Source organism: Clostridioides sp. LIBA-6822, from assembly GCF_056688955.1.
In genome coordinates this window covers 3460031-3478190 of sequence record NZ_CP196995.1, presented here as the reverse complement: position 1 = coordinate 3478190, position 18160 = coordinate 3460031, and the positions used below count along the sequence as shown (strand labels likewise).

Below are 18160 nucleotides of genomic sequence, written 5' to 3'. Positions count from 1 at the left end.
TGTATATACATTTAAAAATAAGATATATACATTGGAATAATAATTAATAAAAGAGCATACTTTAAATGTATAGTTTAAAGACAGTATGACTTAAAAAAATATTTTAATAAATCTAATTTGGAGGGAAAAAAATGATAAAAATAATGTTAGCTTGTTCAGCAGGAATGTCAACTAGTTTGTTAGTTACAAAAATGGAGGATGCTGCGAAGGAAAACGGTATAGAAGCGAAAATATGGGCTATATCAGAAGTAAACTTAAAAAATGAAATAGAAAATTGTGATGTCTTACTTTTAGGACCTCAAGTTAGATATGTATTAGGAAAAGCAACTGAAATGGCAAAACCACATAATATTCCAGTAGAAGTTATAAATATGATGGATTATGGAAGATGTAATGGAAAAGCTGTGTTAGATAGAGCTATAGAATTAAATAGTTCAAAATAAAGTTGTACTGGAGGATGTAAAATGGAAAATTTCATGTCATTTATGGATAAATATATAGTGCCTGTAGCTGCTAAAATAGGAGCTCAAAGGCACTTAGTAGCAGTAAGAGATGCATTTATAGCAATGATACCTATAACTATGGTAGGTGCATTAGGAACATTGATAAACAACTTGCCATTAGAAGCATATAAGAACTTAATGGCAAGTATATTTGGAGAAAACTGGACTACATTTGGAGCTGACCTTTGGTGGGGAGCAATAGGTACGATGGCAGTATTTTTAGTAATAGGTGTTGCCTACTTTTTAGCCAAATCTTATGAAAGTGATGGGTTACAGGCTGGACTTATAGCATTATCTATCTTTTTTATAATGGCTCCACAAATTGGTAAAATAGTTCCAGAAGGTGGAACTACAGCAGTTGAAGGATGGGGAATGATACAACAAACTTACCTAGGGACAGCTGCCTTATTCTCTTCTATATTAATAGGATTATTATCAACTGAAATATTTGTAAGATTATCTAAAGTAAAGAAATTGACTATAAAAATGCCAGACGGAGTTCCACCAGCAGTTTCAAGGTCATTTGCAAAGTTAATACCAGGAATGTTAACTATAATGATATTTACAGTAATAGGAGTATTGATAAAGATACTTTCAAATGGAAGTTTCTTAACAGATATTTTAAATACTTATTTGGGAGCACCACTATCAAATGTAGCTGATAGTCTAGGTTCTACAATGCTTATTGCATTTATAATTCATATACTTTGGACTGTTGGTCTTCATGGTGCAAATATAGCACTTCCTTTTACAGAAACTATACTTATGAAGTTAGGTGGAGAAAATGCCGCTTTAGCTCAAGCAGGAGCAACTGAAGGATACCATGTACTTGCAGGCTCATTCTTTGATGCATTTGTATATTTAGGTGGTTCTGGAATGGTGTTAGGATTAGTTATAGCTTTAATAATAGCAGGAAGAAGACGTAAAGAAATGATAGTATTAGGTGGACCACCAGCAATATTTAACATAGGAGAACCATTGATATTCGGACTTCCAATAGTTTTAAATCCTATATTTATGATTCCATTTGTACTTGCACCAGTAATATGTAGTGCTGTATCATACTTAGCAATAGATTTTGGGTTAGTAGCACCAGTAATTTTACCTAAAATACCTTGGGTAACACCTCCTATACTAGGTGGAGCAATGGCTACTGGTGATTGGACTGGTGGAGCTTTGGCACTATTTAATTTAATAATATCAATATTAATATATATTCCATTTGTAATAGCATCTGAAAAAATGGAGGCTAAGAAACTAAAAAATTAACAACTAGGTAGTTTTATTCGTTTAATAAATGTATATGCTTATATAGAATATGCTAAATTGTAGGTAAGGATGGTATAATAAGATGAAAAATGGACTAAAAATAGTTACAATCGGAGGAGGTTCAAGTTATACTCCTGAGCTTGTAGAAGGTTTTATAAATAGATATGAAGAGCTACCTGTAAAGGAATTGTGGCTTGTAGATATAGAAGATGGAAAAGAAAAATTAGAGATAGTAGGAAATCTAGCTAAAAGAATGGTAAAAAAAGCTGGAATAGATATGAAAATAAATCTTTCCTTGGATAGAAGAGAAGCTCTAAAAGATGCAGATTTCGTGACAACACAACTTAGAGTAGGTCTTTTAGATGCAAGAATTAAAGATGAAACTATTCCTTTATCTCATGGAGTTATGGGACAGGAAACTAATGGTGCTGGAGGGCTATTCAAAGCCCTTCGCACAATACCAATTATATTTGATATAATAAAAGATGTGGAAGAATTATGTCCAAATGCATGGATGGTGAATTTTACAAATCCAACAGGTATAATAACAGAAGCTGTATTAAAATATACTAACTTCAAAAAATATATAGGTTTATGTAATGTTCCAATTCATTTAAAAAATGATGTTGCTAAACTATTTAACGTAGAAAGTGATAGAATAAGTATGGATTTTGCAGGTCTTAATCATATGGTTTATGGTTTAAATGTATTTTTAGATGGAGAAGATGTTACAAAAGAAGCCATAGATAAGTTTGTTAAAGCAGATATAAGTATGCAAAATATAAAGGCTATTGATTTTAATTCGGAATTTGTAAAATCTCTAGGTGCTATACCTTGTCCATACCATAGATATTATTATAAAACTAAAGAAATGCTTGAAGATGAGTTAATAGAGTTTAAAGAAGGAAAAGCCAGAGGTCAAGTAGTTAAAGAATTAGAAGAACAATTATTTGAATTATATAAGGATGAAAAACTAGATATAAAACCACCTCAGCTTGAAAAAAGAGGAGGAGCTTATTATAGCGATGCTGCTTGTAATCTAATAAGTTCTATATATAATGATAAAAAAGACATCCAAGTAGTTAATACATTAAACAATGGTGCCATAAGAGATTTTAAAGACGAGCAAGCTGTGGAAGTTAGTAGCGTAATAACAAAAAATGGTCCAAAGCCATTAAGTATGGGATATTTACCAGATTCTGTGCATGGGCTAGTAAGTCAAATTAAGTCATTTGAAGTCTTGGCAGCTAAAGCAGCTGTGTATGGAGATTATGAGTCTGCTCTTTTAGCGCTTTGTATAAACCCATTAATTCCTTCAGATGATTTGGCAAAAACTATATTAGATGAAATGTTAGAAGCTCATAAAGATTATCTTCCTAGATTTAATAGATAATCTATAGAAAGTAGGTTATAGTATGACTAAAATTATAATAAATGCAGATGACTTTGGCTATTGTGAAGCTGTCAATTATGGTATAATATCAGCTCATAATAATGGAATAGTTAAGTCTACTTCTATGATGGCAAATATGCCTGGGGTAGAACATGGAGTGAAATTGCTTAAAGAAAATAAGTCTTTAAATTGTGGCGTTCATATGACTTTAAGTTGTGGTAGACCATTATTATCTGATTTAAAAACTATTGTTGACAAAGATGGTTTTTTTATTAGAAGAATTACAGATGAAATTATTAAAAATATGGATTGTGATGAGATTTATAGAGAACTTTGTGCTCAAATAGATAAAGTAAAAGCGCTTGGAATAGACATATCTCATTTGGATAGTCACCATCACATCCATACTTTAGTAAGTTTAAAACCAGTAATAGAGCAGATTGTAAATAAGTATAATCTTCCAATAAGAGGTGGATTTGAATATAATTTGGAGTATTCAAAAATAGTACCATTAATTGATAGTTTTTATAAGGAAAATGTAAGTGAAGAGTTTTTTATAAAAAATATAGACGAAATAATGAAGTATGATGTAGTGGATATTATGTCTCACCCAGCTTTTTTAGATGATTATATTTTAAATTCCACATCTTATGCGATTGATAGAACAAAAGAGCACAAGATACTTACATCTAAAGGAGTCAAAGAATTTTTAGAAAAGAATGGATTAGTCATATCAAGCTATAGAGATATTTAGGAGGTAGAATAGATGGATGAAAAAATGATAGAAATATCTTTTGGAATAATTGGATTTGCAGGTGATGCAAAAGGGTTGGCATTTGAGGCTATAAAAGAAGCAAAGAGCGGGAATATAGATAAAGCCAGAGAATGTATTGAAAAGTCAAAAGAATCAATTCATAAAGCTCATAAATTCCAAACAGAACTAATACAAAATGAAGCTAGTGGTAATAAAACTGATATAAGTGTTATACTTATTCATGCACAAGACCATTTAATGACGTCTATGAATTTTCAGCAATTAGCAGAAGAATTTATAGATGTATATGAAAGATTAGAAAGTAAGTAATTTAAAAGAGTTATCATAAAAAGGTATCTGTAGTAATTTATTATAATTATTACAGATACTCTTTTTATTAAAATAGAATTTAGTAATTTATTATGCTTTTATCCATGTTTTAAAATTTAGATTTCTCATAATTATAAGGTATACTAGTGCCAACAACTACATCTTCAATTTTTTCAATAATAAGCCAATCATCCATATTTCCTTGATGGTCAAAATCAAGATATGTTATTTCTTCTACATTTTCAAATTCTACTAAACATAAACACTTTTTGTGCCAACGAATTTTTTGCTTTTCAGATAAATTTAACTTTGGTTGATTTTCATCAAGAATCTTGGAAATTCCATCTTCTGTTAACTTAGCATAGTTTTCTACTTTTTTGACAGTAGCTTTTGCAGATATCTTTCCAGTTCCTTTTTCCATAAAATAAAGTGACTCATCTTGAAATACTCTGCTATGCGGTATTTTTCTACCAGCAGCACCTCTAATAACCATTGTTTTTGTTCCAGATAAAATTTTATCTAAGACCTTTTCTCCTTTTTTTCCTGCATTATCACAATATACTAAATGTACCATATTTCAAATCCTCCTTACTAAAGACCTTTTTTATAAGTTGTATTTTATCATTGTTTAACTGAAAAGTCATTCTGTCTATATAAAAATCTAAGTTTTAAATTATTGTTTAATACGAGAAAACCTTATCTGTAGTATATATAATTAAGATTAATTAGGAATTTTTATCCTTTTACAAAATAATATTGACTAAAAATAGAAAAATGCTATAATAAATATGTGCTTATGATAATCAATATCATATAATTATAATAAACAAGTAGGAGAAAAAATCATGAAAAAAATAAAATCACTTGCAATATTTATATCTATTATAACTACGCTAGTACTTGTTACAGCATGTTCAGATAAGAATACAGATGATAAAGATAAATCAGATACAAGAGTTGTACAGTCTGTTAAGGGAGATGTTAAGATACCATCAAATCCTAAAAAAATAGTTGATATATCAGGAAGTAGTGAAGAACTATTATTAGCAGGTCATAAACCTGTTGCAACAGCAAACGTAGACTCATATGAAACTGATAAATTACCAAGTTACATAAGAGAAGAACTTAAAGATGTAAAAATAGTTGGACACTCAATGATGGACACTATGGATATGGAAGCTATATTAGAAGTAAATCCTGATTTAATAATAATGAGTCAAAGACAAGAAAAAATATATGACCAATTAAAAGAAATAGCACCTGTAGTAATGATGAAAGATTATGCAAATGACTGGAGAAGTAAGTTAACTGATGTTTCAAAGTTATTTGATAAAGAAGAGGATGCTAAAAACTGGTTAGAGAAGTATGATGAAAAAGCTACAAAATTAGGTAAAGAAGTTACAGAGAAAAATGGAGAAAAAACTTATTTACCAGTGTTAGCAAGTTCAGGCCAATTTATGGTATTTAGTGATGGTGGAATAGGAACTTTAATCAATGATGATATGAAACTAGCTAGACCTAAAAACATGCCTAAACAAGATGGAATAACATTACCAATGGTAAGTATGGAAGGTCTAACTGATATAGATGCAGACCATATAGTTGTAATTGCTACAGAATCAGATAAAAAAGATTTAGAAAATAGTGCTATCTGGACTCAAATAAGAGCAGTAAAAGATGGAAATGTAACAATACTTGACGCAGCTCCATTTTTTAGTCAATCATATAATCCAATTGGAAAAGAGTTATTATTAGAATCAGTTAAAAATGAATTAACAAAGTAATTCTTAACTTAGTAGGTGTGAGATAATGATATTCATTTTTCACACCTATTTTTAATAAAGTTTAAAATAAAAAATATTTAATAGATGTTACTATACTAATGATTAAAAGGGAAAAGGGGGTAAGATAATTGACTAAGCTTAGTAAAAAGAATTTAACTTATTTGTTGATACTAGTAAGTATAGTTGCACTTGTACTTGGAATTGTATTATCCATAGCTATTGGGGCAAAAGATATGAATCTATCGACTGTTATAGATAGTTTAATAAAAATGGAAGATGGAATAAATATGAGAATAGTAAAGGATGTTAGACTTCCAAGGGCAATAGCAGCAGCTCTTGTTGGAGGCTTTTTAGCAGTTTCTGGAGCAATAATGCAGGGAATAACAAGAAATCCTATAGCTGAACCTTCTGTTATAGGTATTACACAAGGGGCTACATTTGCAATTGCGATATCACTAGTGCTTCAGAAAAAACTTCCTCAACTTATACATGGAAATTTTAGTGTAATGATGTTTGCATTTATTGGAGCAAGTATAAGTGGATTATTTATATATTTTATAAGCTCCAAGTCAAGAGGAAGAGTTAATAATGTAAAGTTAGCTCTTGCAGGAGTAGCACTTGGAACACTGTTAATTTCTTTAGCATCAGCGATATCTATGTATTTTAATTTATCTCAACAATTGAGTTTCTGGATATCAGGAGGTCTTGTAGGAGTAAATTGGGAAGGTGTAAAGCTGTTATTTATAGCTGGAGGTATTGGATTTATATTAGCTATGGTTATGGCTCCAAGAATAACTATATTAAGCCTTGGAGAAGAAGTAGCAATAGGACTGGGTCAAAAAACTAACACTGTTAGATTCATATGTATAATACTCGTAATATTAATGACTGGGGCATCTGTTTCGGTGTCTGGTAATATTATTTTTATAGGGCTTATAGTTCCTCAAATAGCTAAAGGAATAGTAGGTTCAGATTATAAGTATATAATACCAAGTTCTCTAGTTCTAGGAGCTGTATTGCTTGTATATACAGATATATTAAGTAGGATGATAAATCCTCCATATGAGACACCAGTAGGTTCTATAACAGCACTTATAGGAGTGCCAATATTTATATACCTTGTTAGAAAGGGGGAGAAATAAGTACTATGAAAAATATTATGAAAATAAATTCTAAAGCATTGCTTGTTATATCAATTTTAGTGGTACTTATTTTTATCACTTTTCTGGTGAGTTTAAATATGGGCTCATTTTCTATAGAACCAATGGATGTTATAAAGACTTTTTTAGGTCAAGGTCAGCGTAATCATGAAATTGCTATATTTAAATTGAGATTACCACGAATAGTAATAGCACTTTTGGTTGGTTCAGCATTATCAACATCGGGAGTAATACTTCAAGGTGTTACAAAGAACGACTTGGCTGACTCTGGTATTTTGGGAATAAATTCAGGTGCTGCACTATTTGTAGTCGTTTACATATACCTTATGAATGGGAATGTTTATGAAGGAATGAGTAATCTAACCGTATTTACAATGCCAATTGTTGCACTTGTAGGAGCTTTATTTGGAGCCTTTCTTATATATTCTCTTGCATGGAAAGGTGGGATAAATTCTTCAAGATTACTACTTATTGGTATAGGCATAAATATAGCTTTCACCTCAATTTTGACGATATTCCAATTGAAATTTACAACACAAGAATTTAATAGAGTTATGGCATGGACATCAGGTAGTATTTGGGGAACTAGTTGGAAATACGTGATAGCTGTACTTCCATTTATAGTAGTTTTTATGGGTATAACTATGTATAAAGCTAAATATATAGATGTTTTAAACTTGGGTGATGAAGTATCTACAAGTCTTGGTGTAGAAGTAGAAAAACAAAGAAGAAGGCTCATAATATATGCAGTAATTTTATCTGGTGTATCTACAGCAGTAGCAGGTAGTATTTCATTTTTAGGTTTAATAGCTCCACATATAGGTAGAAAAATAATAGGACCAAAACATAAAAGATTAATACCAGTATCAGCGCTTATAGGAACATTATTACTTTTAGTAGCAGATACTATATCTAGAAATATTCTGGCACCTATGGAAATACCAGTAGGTATAGTGGTTTCTATAATAGGAGTGCCATACTTTATCTATTTAATGTTGGCAAATGATTAGGAAAGGGTGTTGTTATGAACTGTATAAATACTAAAAATTTAAATATATCATATGGAAATACAGATATTGTAAAAAATTTAAATTTAAATATACCAAAAGGAAAAATAACTACTATAATAGGGGCTAATGGTTGTGGAAAATCAACAATACTTAAAACTATAGGAAGAATTATTAGTCCTAAGAGTGGAAGTATATATATAAATGGAAAGGATATTTATAAAAAGAAATCTAAAGAAATAGCAAAAGATATGGCTGTACTTCCACAAAGTCCTCAAGCTCCTAGTGGTCTTACTGTCTCAGAGTTAATTTCTTATGGAAGATTTCCTCATAAGAGTGGATTTGGTAATTCTAGTAAAGAGGACAGAGATATTGTAAATTGGAGTTTAGAAGTTACTGGAATTGCAGATTTTAAAGACAGAAATATAGAAGACTTATCGGGAGGACAAAGACAAAGGGCATGGATAGCTATGGCTTTAGCACAGGAGACTGATATATTACTACTAGATGAGCCTACAACATATTTAGATTTAGCTCATCAGTTAGAAATATTAAAATTATTAGATGAATTAAATAAAAAACAAGGAAGAACTATTGTTATGGTAATACATGAACTTAATAATGCAGCAAGATTTGCTGACCACATGATAGGTATTAAGAAAGGTAAAATAGTTTGTGAAGGTGATGCATATGATGTTATGACGAAAGATAATCTAAAAGAATTATTTAACATTGATGCAGAAATAGCAACAGACCCAAGAACAAATAAACCAATTTGTATAACTTATGACATGGTATAAATGGTGACAACATGGAAAATCAAGAAGCATTAAGACATGAAAAAATATGGATTTTATTACTTAGATATTCGATACCTGCAATAATAGCAATGATGGTAACTTCACTTTATAATGTAGTAGATAGAGCATTTATTGGTTCTATGGAAGGCATCGGTTCCATAGCTATTGCAGGTCTTGGCGTAACTATGCCAGTATTTACACTAATAATAGCTTTTGGAATGCTAATATCAGTAGGTGCTAGCACAAGATTGTCTATTAAGTTAGGTGAAAGAAATAAGGAAGAAGCAGAAAAGATATTAGGTAATGCTTTGACACTATCTATAATTATATCTTTAATAATAACTGTATTAGGGTTAGTTTTTTTAGAAGATATACTTTTTATTTTGGGTGCAAGTAAAGATTCAATCTCTTATGCAAAAGACTATATGAGTGTTATATTGGTTGGAAGTATATTTAATCTAGTTGCATTTTCTCTTAATAATGCGATTAGGGCAGAAGGTAATCCAAAATTAGCAGCAAGAACAATGATTGTAGGTTGTGTATTAAACTTGATATTGGACCCTATATTCATATTTGTGTTTGATTTAGGTATAAAAGGAGCTGCTATAGCAACAGTACTCTGTCAAGTAGTGGTGTGTATTTGGGTAACATATTATTTTATAAGAGGGAAGTCCAATTTAAAACTAAAAAAATATAATTTAAAATTAGATAAAGATATAGTGAAAAATGTATTTGCAATAGGTATGACACCTTTTGCTATGGAAGTAGCTATAAGTATAACTCATATATTTACAAATAATTCTTTAAAGGCTTATGGTGGTGATTTAGCTATTGGAGCTATGACAGCACTTACATCTATTTTATTGATGTTTATGATGCCTGTGTTTGGCTTGAATCAAGGTATGCAAACTATAATATCATACAATTATGGTGCAAAGCAATATGAACGTGCAAAGAAAACTTTAATACTATCTATTATAATGTCAATTGTTATATTGTCCTTTGGATTTTTAGTAGTACAAGTTTTCCCAGAAGTATTTGTAGGTATATTTAATAAAGATTCAGATTTAATGGAGATAGCTGTAAGAGGTATAAATATAAATCTAATTACATTGCCGATAATGGGAATTTCCATTGTAGGTCCTGTGTATTTTCAGTGTATAAGTAAGGTTAAACATTCTATGTTTTTAACTCTTTTGAGACAATTTATTTTATTTATACCATTAATTATTGTGCTTCCAATCAAATTTAATTTAGATGGAGTTTGGTTAGCACAACCAATTGCAGATTTTATTGCTATGATAATTGTGCTGTTATTCTTAAAAAGGGAATTTAAAACGAGAGAAGTATAAGCATATCAAAAAATAAAAGGTCTATCACTTAATAATTTTAATTATTGACTGATAGACCCTTTTATATATTTTAAATTTTATGTTAAAGGATTTTTATCTTGTATATATAGGGGGAGTGTATTTATATAAAGATACTTTATATATTATATTTATCAGATATTAAAATGTAGAAGCAATTCTATAAATACCAAATTCTCTATGACCAAGACTTTCAGCTTTAGTATATTTACCATTACATACTTCTACTATTTCGTTGAATATTTCTTGCCCTATATCTGCTATTTTAGCACCATCTGTTATAATTCTACCTGCATTTATATCTATATTATCTGGCATTTTGTTGTATGTATCACTATTTCCAGTGATTTTAATAACTGGAGAAATTGGGCTTCCTGTTGGAGTACCTCTACCAGTTGAAAAGATTACAATCTGTGCACCACCTGCTACCATACCAGTAATAGAATCTATATCTTGTCCCGGAGTATCCATAAAATATAGACCTTTTTTATCATGTGGTAAAATATCAGCATATTCAAGAGCACCTTTAAATGGCTTGTTACCTGCTTTATACATACATCCAAGTGATTTTTCTTCGATTGTTGAAAGTCCACCAGCTTTATTACCTGGAGTAGGTTGACCACTACGTAAATCTTCTCCCATAGCAATTGCTCTTTTTTCTACATCACTTACAAATTTAAGAAACTTATCTTTCATTTTTTCATCTTCAAAACGAGTAGCCAGTAAATGTTCTGCACCAATTACTTCTGTAGTTTCACTTAGTATACTGCTTCCACCTTCATCTACAAGAAGATTTGATGCAACCCCTATTGAAGGGTTTGAAGCTATTCCACTTGTTGGGTCAGAACCACCACATTCAAGTGCTAATGTAATTTCGCTCATATCGAATTCAACTCTTACTTCTTTTGATACTTCACGAGACATTTGACCTATTATTTCAGCTCCTTTAGAGACTGTTTTTAAGGTTCCACCACATTCTTGTATAACAACATAATCTACTTTTTTTCCTGTTGTAGCTATCTCAGAAGCTAAGTCTTTTGCTTGTATACCATCACAACCAAGACCAACTACTAAAACTGCCGCAACATTAGGATTTTTCCCAAATCCTATCAATGTTTTTGCTGTAAGTTCTATATCAGAACCAATTTGACAACATCCATGTTGATGAGGGATAGCTATTGCTCCAGGTACAAGTGATGCTATTCTTGTAGCTGTCTCACTTGAACATACAGATGTTGGAATAACTAAAACATGATTACGAATACCAAACTGTCCATTTTCTCTTAAATAACCCATTAATTTCATTTTAATTACCTCCTATTTTTTGTCTCCACGACCACGTGTACTTTCAATATTATGTACATGAACATAGTCACCAGTTTTTATATCAACTGTTGCGATTCCTATAACTTCACCATATTTATAGACAACGTCACCTTTTTTTACATCTTCTGTAGCCATCTTGTGAAAAACAGGGATATCATCATTTACTATGTAAGATTTTCCATCAATTGAAACTTTTTCACCCTTAACTAAAGGTCTAACACATGTAACTAGATTATCTTTTTCATTTGCATGAATAATTGCATTCATCACTTTTACCTCCTTAAATATTAATTTACTTCAATATTTTTATTTGTTTTAAAAATAGCTTTTTTCTTTTTTTCTCTTTTATCTAGAAAAGAAACTAACATTGGACAACATATTGCTGTAACAATGATAGCAGCAGCAACCTGTACTGTTGAAACAGCTGCAATTGTAGCTAGAGTAGGGTCTATAGCAGCTAAAGCTTCAGGAGTACCAGCTGCATTTCCGGCTGTTGTTCCAGTTGCTGCACCCACTGCTGGATGCTCTGCACGTATAAGTTTCATTACAAAGTATCCACCCATACCTGTTATTAGAGTAACTCCTAAGCCAAGTACAACCCCAGGTAATCCAGCAGTTATAATTTGATTAAAGTTTAATGCTGCTCCTAAAGGGAAAGCAAAGAAAGGAATTAATAATGTTGTACCAGGTGCAAGGAATTCTCGTATATCTTCATCGAGATTCCCAAGTATAAATCCAAGTAGTATTGGTATGAGTGCTGCAAATAGTGCAACTATAGGTACATTTGCAAGTCCAGTCACTCCAAAAGCAAGCATTGTGAAAAAAGGACCATCATTTAAAGATAATATAGATATTGCTCCAACATCTGTAGAGTCTCCATATTCACCTGCAAGTGCAGCAAATAGACCTCCATTTGAATTGGTCATGGTAGCCACTATGGCAAGAGGTGTAATACCAATTATGCCTTTAGGCCCTATAAATTTACTGACGATAATACCTAATACTGCACCAATTATAAATTTTGTTGCTGTAAGCACTATTCCTTTAGTCAATGGTTTACCAGCTTGTCTAATGTTAATTTGAGCACCATTACATAGACAGAATAGAGCAAGTATACTCATTGCACCAGTTTTAAATAAGGATGTTGTGAATCCTCCAATTTCTAGAGCTTGTGGACATACTGTATTAAATAGTGCTCCCAATAACAAGGGACATACCATAAGTCCTCCTGGTATCTTTTTCACTGATTTTAAGATGTGCATCTAGTATCACTCCTTTACATTTTTATATAAGTATCTAAAAGCAATTACTATGCCAATATATAGATTTTGTATTTAAAGTTATTTTGATTATTTTTGTTGCTTGTTTGAAATGCTGTAGATTACTTAGAATTAAATGCATAATTGTGTGAAATTTAAAATTGAAAATAATTATTTTATTATATAATCGTATTTTTCAGCAAAATAACGAAACGTTTTATGTATTAAAATTAAACATAAAACGTTTCGTTATATTAAATATGTGTTATTTTTAAACATCATTTTCTATTTCTTTTAATTTTCTCCATAGAGTAGAGCGGGTTATTTTTAGAATTTCACAAGTTTTTGTAGTATTTCTATTGTTTTCATTGTAAATTTTATAGATATATATTTTTTCTAATGTCTTTAAATCTAAGTTATTACATTCAAAATTATTATTATTTGTATTAGCTATATTATTTGTATACTCGCTGTTATATTTTTCTGATAAAATTGAGTCAAATGATTCTACAATAACAGCTCTTTCCATCATTCCCTCCAGTTCTCTTATATTCCCTTCGTATTCTCGTTCAAGAAGTACTTGTTTAATATTTGGAGTGATTATTAAAGGTGTTTTGTTGTATTTGATTGAATATTTATGTATAAAAAATTCTGACAACTCTAAAATATCTTCTTTTCTTTCTTTTAAGGAAGGAAGATATAGTGTTAAGATATTTATTCTAAAATAAAGGTCTTGTCTAAATAAACCATCACGCATCATATTTTTTAAGTCTTTATTAGAAGCACAAATAATTTTTACATCTATAGGGATGACTTTATCACCACCAATTCTCATAACTTGTTTTTCCTGTAATACTCTCAACAGTCGTCCTTGAAGTTCAAGAGGAATTTCACTTATTTCATCGAGAAAGATTGTACCTTCATGTGCTAACTCAAATACGCCTGCTTTACCTTTTTTTCTTGCACCTGTAAATGAACCTTCCTCATAACCAAAAAATTCACTTTCTATTAAAGAAGGAGGTATAGCAGCACAATTTACAGCAACAAAAGGTGCCTTTTTACGTTTACTATAGTTGTGTATACTTTGACAAAACAGCTCTTTACCAACACCTGATTCTCCAGTAATAATCATTGGAGTATCATAACAGGCATATTTCTTTGCAATTTCTATGCAATTTTTCGTTTTTTCACTAGCATGTATTATATCATCAAAAGTGTATTTGGCAGAGAGTCCTTTATTTAATAGACTTCTTCTTATTGTATGTTCAAAAGAACTTATTTCTTTACTATCTTGAAATGTAGAAACAGCTCCTTGAATTTGACCATCAACTATGATTGGAACTCTATTTGTAATGATTTTTGTACTTCCTATATTTTGTATTTCACCAATTTGAGGTTCCATAGTCTCAACTACTTGTGGAAGAACTGTGTTTGGAATAACATCTATAACATTATGATAAAGTGCATTTTCTTTTTTTATACCAAATATTTTTTCAGCACTCTTATTAAATAATGTGATTTTAAAATTTTTATCGACTGTTATTATCCCATCATGTACGAAATCTGTCATAGCTTCTATCTGTAATCTTCTTTTTTGTTCATCTTTAGTTGCATCAAGTATTTGTTCTGCTTGTTGAATAGCTCTAAGTATGTTTTCTTCCCTAGATTCGATTAATATCCCCTTGCAATTGAGTCTTTTAACAATATGTGCAACAGTAGTATCTCCTATATATGTGTTGATACCTTTCTTTCTATATTTTTCTATAGCATCATAAATCTCTTCTTCTTTTTCAATTTCAATCATAGTTATTTTTTTATTCAATATTTCTTCTATAATGTCAAAACCATAGATTACATTATTAAATCCAATTATTCCAAATGGTTCATTAGAGTTTTTTACTTCTTTATAGCTTTCTATGATATCATAAGCATCTACTTTAATTTCAACTACAGGTATGTTGTAAGTAGATTTTAGCATATTGTAAGTCCCACCTCGGCTTATGATAATTCTGGTTCCATGATTAATACTTTTTTCAGCAAGAGGTATCCCTTCTTTTAGATTACCAAATACAACATCAATATTTGTATACTTGTGTTTTTTAACTATGTGAATTGATTTTTCATAGGTTCCTTTAGTGGGAGCAATAACGAGTATTTCTTTCATAATGATTCCTCCATATTTCATCAAATAAACTTAAATATTATACTATGGCTAAATTTATCAGTTATATTTTAATATTTTACTTTATATTTAATTATAAATAAAGTGTTTTTAAAAAGAACATTATAAAAGACTGTACAAAAATTAGATTTTAGAATTCTAAAGTTCTTTTTTTGTACAGTCTTTTAATATATAATGTCTATTTATCAAATCTATTTACTCTAAACAATTTCATATTTTTATTTTCTTTACCAAGATACAATTCACTTAACATTATACCACCAAGTATTGCAAAGAGTATTCCATTGGCTCCATAACCTAGGCAATACCATAGATTGTGGTTTTTGTTATCTGGACCAATAAAACCTAAATTATCTAAAGTAGAAGCAAAACAACCACAATATTTATACTCAATCTGTATATCTTCTATATCCTTAAACATACTTTTTAATCTTTGTTCTAAAATGTCATACTTTTCATTAGCTAAAGTTTCGTTTTCTATATCATCAAAACTTACATCCTCGCCACCTATAATTAATCGATTATCTTTCGTAGTTCTTAGATAATTATATGGGTCACAGTTATCTCTAATTAGAATATTGTTTTTCCAAGAGTCTATATTTTCAATCGGTTTTGTCGCTATATTGAAAGTATTTGACTTAGTTGCAAAGTTTCTTTTTGTAAATAAACTTGTATTGTACCCTGTAGCTACGATTAGTTTTTTTCCATGAACTTTATAACCATAAGATACTTCAGCAGTCACTTTATCATTTGAAAAGTCTACTTTTTTTACTTCTGTATTTTCATATACTTGCAGACCATTTTTTAGACTTACATCGATTAAATGATGACTATACTTATATGGGTCTAGTTCTCTTCCTCCGTTTTTTGCTATTAACCCTGATTTCAAATCAAAACTAAAAGGGTTTGTAGATTCATCAATATATTCAACATCGAATCCATTTTCTTTTCTTAAATTATATTCTTCTTTTATAGCCTTAACTTCAAGTTTATTAGCAGTATAAAGTAGAGTATCTCTCTTGGCATAATCACACTTATTTCCATAGAGTTCTATAAATTCATCTAACTCTTCAAGTGCTGATACACAAAGGTTGTATGCTTTTAGAGCATCGGTTAAAGTCATAACTTCTGTTAAGTCTATCAAATTGTCATCTAACTCATACTGTAAAAGAGAAGTGGTTACACTAGTGCTTCCATGTGCAATCCTTCCTTTTTCAAGAATGACTGATTTTATATTGTTTTTAGCTAGATAGTAAGCACAAATGCATCCAGTAACACCACCACCAACAATTATAACATCAGTATCAATGTCATCAGTAAGATACGGAAATTGTTTTGGAATTTTGTTTATATTAGTAAAAATAGGTTTTCCTTTTACATATTCTTGATTCATATATTTCACTCCTAAAATTTATTATGTATGAGTGTATTATTTTCTATAGCAAATAATATTATACATTTTAATTATCTAGATATATGGGTATGTATAAATAAAAATGTGATAACATTTTAGTGTAAAACATATGTATAATATATTTATAAGTACTTTACTTTAAGTAATAGTGGTATATGATGTTTTTAATAAGTAAAAGGATTAGATAAAAGTTAATTAAAAATTTAAAGTAGGAGGTAAATTTATGCTTTCAAAAGATATAGCTTCAAAGGTATTAGAAAAGTGTCTAATTACTGGAGGAGACTTCGCTGAGATTTTTGAAGAAGACACTATAAATAATTCTATTAGTTTAATAGATAATAAGGTAGAAAATGCAATAGGTGGAAGAAATTATGGTATAGGAATAAGAATATTTAAAGGATTAAAAAGTATATATGCTTATACAAGTGACAATTCGTTAAATAGTTTGTTGGATGTAGCATATAAAGCTGCTGTTGCTCTAGGTAGATTAGAAGATGGAAAAAGTGTAATACTAAATGACAATATTAAAATAAATAACATACATAATATAAAAATTTATCCAAATTCAATAGGTAATAGAGATAAAGTAAATGTAATGAAGATTGCATATAAGAGTGCAAAAGAGTTTAGTAGTGATATATCACAAGTGAGTGTTAGCTATTCAGATAAAGACCAAAAAATATTAATTGCAAATACTGAAGGAGTATATGTTGAAGATAGAAGAATAAGAACGAGACTTGGAATAAGTTCAGTTGCATCTAAAGGCAATGAAAATCAAACTGGATTTGAAGGTCCTGGAGGTTGCAAAGGATTTGAGATATTTGAAGAGATAGACCCAGAATACTATGCAAGAGAATCGGCTAGAGTAGCACATACTATGTTGCATGCTAAAAATTGTCCAGCAGGTAATATGATGGTGGCGATAGATAATGGATTTGGTGGGGTAATTTTTCATGAAGCATGTGGACATTCTTTGGAAGCTACATCAGTTGCAAAAGGCAACTCTGTATTTGCAGATAAATTAGGTCAACAGATTGCTTCTACAAAGATTACAGCTATAGATGATGGTACAATACCAAATTACTGGGGCTCTATGAATATAGATGATGAAGGAAATCCAGCTCAAAAAAATATACTAATTGAAAATGGAATATTGAAGTCTTATATGATAGATAAGCTGAATGGTAGACGAATGGGAATGAATCCTACAGGAAGTTCTCGTAGACAAAACTATAAATTTGCTCCAACTTCAAGAATGACCAACACTTATATTGCTGCTGGAGAAGATAAACCAGAAGATATTATAAAGTCAATACCAGATGGACTTTATGCTAAAAAAATGGGTGGCGGTTCTGTAAATCCTGTAACAGGAGAGTTTAATTTCGCAGTTTCAGAAGGCTACTTGATAAAAAATGGAGAAATACAAGAGCCAGTTAGAGGTGCTAGTTTAATTGGAAAAGGTAGCGATGTACTTATGAATATAGATATGGTTGGGGACAACTTAAAACAAGCTCAGGGGATGTGTGGTTCATCATCAGGAAGTATACCAACCAATGTAGGTCAACCTATGATAAGGGTAAAAGAAATTACTGTAGGTGGAAGATAGGAG

General features: G+C 30.3%; 17 protein-coding genes. 11 read left to right on the top strand and 6 right to left on the bottom strand.

Going from position 1 to position 18160, the window contains the following annotated elements:
* Positions 1-131: 131 nt before the first annotated feature.
* The 5 genes from ACTG48_RS16550 (at position 132) to ACTG48_RS16530 (ending at position 4249) form a co-directional block, all read left to right on the top strand.
* Positions 132-443: a PTS sugar transporter subunit IIB gene (locus ACTG48_RS16550; RefSeq protein ID WP_479917433.1), complete on the top strand. Its 312-nt coding sequence runs from the start codon at positions 132-134 to the stop codon at positions 441-443.
* A 21-nt stretch (positions 444-464) separates the two neighbouring features.
* On the top strand, positions 465-1772 hold the full coding sequence (locus ACTG48_RS16545) for a PTS sugar transporter subunit IIC (protein WP_021385843.1): 1308 nt from the start codon (positions 465-467) through the stop codon (positions 1770-1772).
* Positions 1773-1854: 82 nt separating this feature from the next.
* The gene (locus ACTG48_RS16540; RefSeq protein ID WP_021385835.1) at positions 1855-3165 is read left to right on the top strand and encodes a 6-phospho-beta-glucosidase; all 1311 of its coding nucleotides are present in this window, start codon (positions 1855-1857) and stop codon (positions 3163-3165) included.
* Positions 3166-3187: 22 nt separating this feature from the next.
* A complete protein-coding gene (chbG, locus tag ACTG48_RS16535; protein ID WP_479917432.1) occupies positions 3188-3919 on the top strand; it encodes a chitin disaccharide deacetylase in 732 nt (243 codons plus the stop codon).
* Between the two features lie 12 nt (positions 3920-3931).
* A complete protein-coding gene (locus ACTG48_RS16530; RefSeq protein WP_479917431.1) occupies positions 3932-4249 on the top strand; it encodes a PTS lactose/cellobiose transporter subunit IIA in 318 nt (105 codons plus the stop codon).
* Positions 4250-4358: 109 nt separating this feature from the next.
* Here the strand turns inward: ACTG48_RS16530 and ACTG48_RS16525 are convergent, their stop codons facing one another.
* Positions 4359-4823, bottom strand: a complete 465-nt coding sequence (locus tag ACTG48_RS16525) for a hypothetical protein (protein ID WP_479917430.1) — start codon at positions 4821-4823, stop codon at positions 4359-4361.
* 271 nt (positions 4824-5094) lie between these two features.
* Here ACTG48_RS16525 and ACTG48_RS16520 point away from each other — a divergent pair, with 271 nt between their 5' ends.
* From ACTG48_RS16520 to ACTG48_RS16500, 5 genes are all read left to right on the top strand, one after another.
* On the top strand, positions 5095-6033 hold the full coding sequence (locus ACTG48_RS16520; protein ID WP_479917429.1) for an ABC transporter substrate-binding protein: 939 nt from the start codon (positions 5095-5097) through the stop codon (positions 6031-6033).
* Between the two features lie 128 nt (positions 6034-6161).
* Positions 6162-7175 carry a FecCD family ABC transporter permease gene (locus tag ACTG48_RS16515; protein WP_479917428.1) on the top strand — a complete coding sequence of 338 codons (1014 nt, stop codon included), beginning with the start codon at positions 6162-6164 and terminating at the stop codon, positions 7173-7175.
* Between the two features lie 5 nt (positions 7176-7180).
* Entirely contained in the window at positions 7181-8203 is a 1023-nt protein-coding gene (locus ACTG48_RS16510) for a FecCD family ABC transporter permease (RefSeq protein WP_479917427.1), read from the top strand.
* A gap of 14 nt (positions 8204-8217) precedes the next feature.
* On the top strand, positions 8218-9000 hold the full coding sequence (locus tag ACTG48_RS16505; protein ID WP_021385902.1) for an ABC transporter ATP-binding protein: 783 nt from the start codon (positions 8218-8220) through the stop codon (positions 8998-9000).
* Positions 9001-9011: 11 nt separating this feature from the next.
* The gene (locus ACTG48_RS16500) at positions 9012-10352 is read left to right on the top strand and encodes an MATE family efflux transporter (protein WP_479917426.1); all 1341 of its coding nucleotides are present in this window, start codon (positions 9012-9014) and stop codon (positions 10350-10352) included.
* A 159-nt stretch (positions 10353-10511) separates the two neighbouring features.
* Here the strand turns inward: ACTG48_RS16500 and ACTG48_RS16495 are convergent, their stop codons facing one another.
* The 5 genes from ACTG48_RS16495 to ACTG48_RS16475 all read right to left on the bottom strand — a co-directional run bounded on the left by ACTG48_RS16495 (position 10512) and on the right by ACTG48_RS16475 (position 16530).
* Positions 10512-11675 carry a UxaA family hydrolase gene (locus tag ACTG48_RS16495; RefSeq protein WP_021385910.1) on the bottom strand — a complete coding sequence of 388 codons (1164 nt, stop codon included), beginning with the start codon at positions 11673-11675 and terminating at the stop codon, positions 10512-10514.
* 12 nt (positions 11676-11687) lie between these two features.
* On the bottom strand, positions 11688-11963 hold the full coding sequence (locus ACTG48_RS16490) for a UxaA family hydrolase (protein ID WP_021385946.1): 276 nt from the start codon (positions 11961-11963) through the stop codon (positions 11688-11690).
* Positions 11964-11983: 20 nt separating this feature from the next.
* Positions 11984-12958, bottom strand: a complete 975-nt coding sequence (locus tag ACTG48_RS16485) for a 2-keto-3-deoxygluconate permease (RefSeq protein WP_479917425.1) — start codon at positions 12956-12958, stop codon at positions 11984-11986.
* 268 nt (positions 12959-13226) lie between these two features.
* A complete protein-coding gene (locus ACTG48_RS16480; RefSeq protein ID WP_479917424.1) occupies positions 13227-15140 on the bottom strand; it encodes a sigma 54-interacting transcriptional regulator in 1914 nt (637 codons plus the stop codon).
* 175 nt (positions 15141-15315) lie between these two features.
* Complete coding sequence (locus ACTG48_RS16475; RefSeq protein WP_479917423.1) at positions 15316-16530, bottom strand: NAD(P)/FAD-dependent oxidoreductase; 1215 nt, start codon at positions 16528-16530, stop codon at positions 15316-15318.
* Between the two features lie 244 nt (positions 16531-16774).
* On the opposite strand from ACTG48_RS16475, the gene ACTG48_RS16470 reads away from it, so the two are divergent.
* Positions 16775-18157, top strand: coding sequence for a TldD/PmbA family protein (locus ACTG48_RS16470; protein WP_021385832.1), 1383 nt, complete (start codon positions 16775-16777; stop codon positions 18155-18157).
* Positions 18158-18160: the final 3 nt, after the last annotated feature.

What these genes read in the sequence shown, in the direction of transcription:
- ACTG48_RS16550 (WP_479917433.1), top strand. Translation starts at nt 132, where the DNA reads ATGATAAAAATAATGTTAGCTTGTTCAGCAGGAATGTCAACTAGTTTG.
- ACTG48_RS16545 (WP_021385843.1), top strand. Translation starts at nt 465, where the DNA reads ATGGAAAATTTCATGTCATTTATGGATAAATATATAGTGCCTGTAGCT.
- ACTG48_RS16540 (WP_021385835.1), top strand. Translation starts at nt 1,855, where the DNA reads ATGAAAAATGGACTAAAAATAGTTACAATCGGAGGAGGTTCAAGTTAT.
- chbG (WP_479917432.1), top strand. Translation starts at nt 3,188, where the DNA reads ATGACTAAAATTATAATAAATGCAGATGACTTTGGCTATTGTGAAGCT.
- ACTG48_RS16530 (WP_479917431.1), top strand. Translation starts at nt 3,932, where the DNA reads ATGGATGAAAAAATGATAGAAATATCTTTTGGAATAATTGGATTTGCA.
- ACTG48_RS16525 (WP_479917430.1), bottom strand. Translation starts at nt 4,823, where the DNA reads ATGGTACATTTAGTATATTGTGATAATGCAGGAAAAAAAGGAGAAAAG.
- ACTG48_RS16520 (WP_479917429.1), top strand. Translation starts at nt 5,095, where the DNA reads ATGAAAAAAATAAAATCACTTGCAATATTTATATCTATTATAACTACG.
- ACTG48_RS16510 (WP_479917427.1), top strand. Translation starts at nt 7,181, where the DNA reads ATGAAAAATATTATGAAAATAAATTCTAAAGCATTGCTTGTTATATCA.
- ACTG48_RS16505 (WP_021385902.1), top strand. Translation starts at nt 8,218, where the DNA reads ATGAACTGTATAAATACTAAAAATTTAAATATATCATATGGAAATACA.
- ACTG48_RS16500 (WP_479917426.1), top strand. Translation starts at nt 9,012, where the DNA reads ATGGAAAATCAAGAAGCATTAAGACATGAAAAAATATGGATTTTATTA.
- ACTG48_RS16495 (WP_021385910.1), bottom strand. Translation starts at nt 11,675, where the DNA reads ATGAAATTAATGGGTTATTTAAGAGAAAATGGACAGTTTGGTATTCGT.
- ACTG48_RS16490 (WP_021385946.1), bottom strand. Translation starts at nt 11,963, where the DNA reads ATGAATGCAATTATTCATGCAAATGAAAAAGATAATCTAGTTACATGT.
- ACTG48_RS16485 (WP_479917425.1), bottom strand. Translation starts at nt 12,958, where the DNA reads ATGCACATCTTAAAATCAGTGAAAAAGATACCAGGAGGACTTATGGTA.
- ACTG48_RS16480 (WP_479917424.1), bottom strand. Translation starts at nt 15,140, where the DNA reads ATGAAATATGGAGGAATCATTATGAAAGAAATACTCGTTATTGCTCCC.
- ACTG48_RS16475 (WP_479917423.1), bottom strand. Translation starts at nt 16,530, where the DNA reads ATGAATCAAGAATATGTAAAAGGAAAACCTATTTTTACTAATATAAAC.
- ACTG48_RS16470 (WP_021385832.1), top strand. Translation starts at nt 16,775, where the DNA reads ATGCTTTCAAAAGATATAGCTTCAAAGGTATTAGAAAAGTGTCTAATT.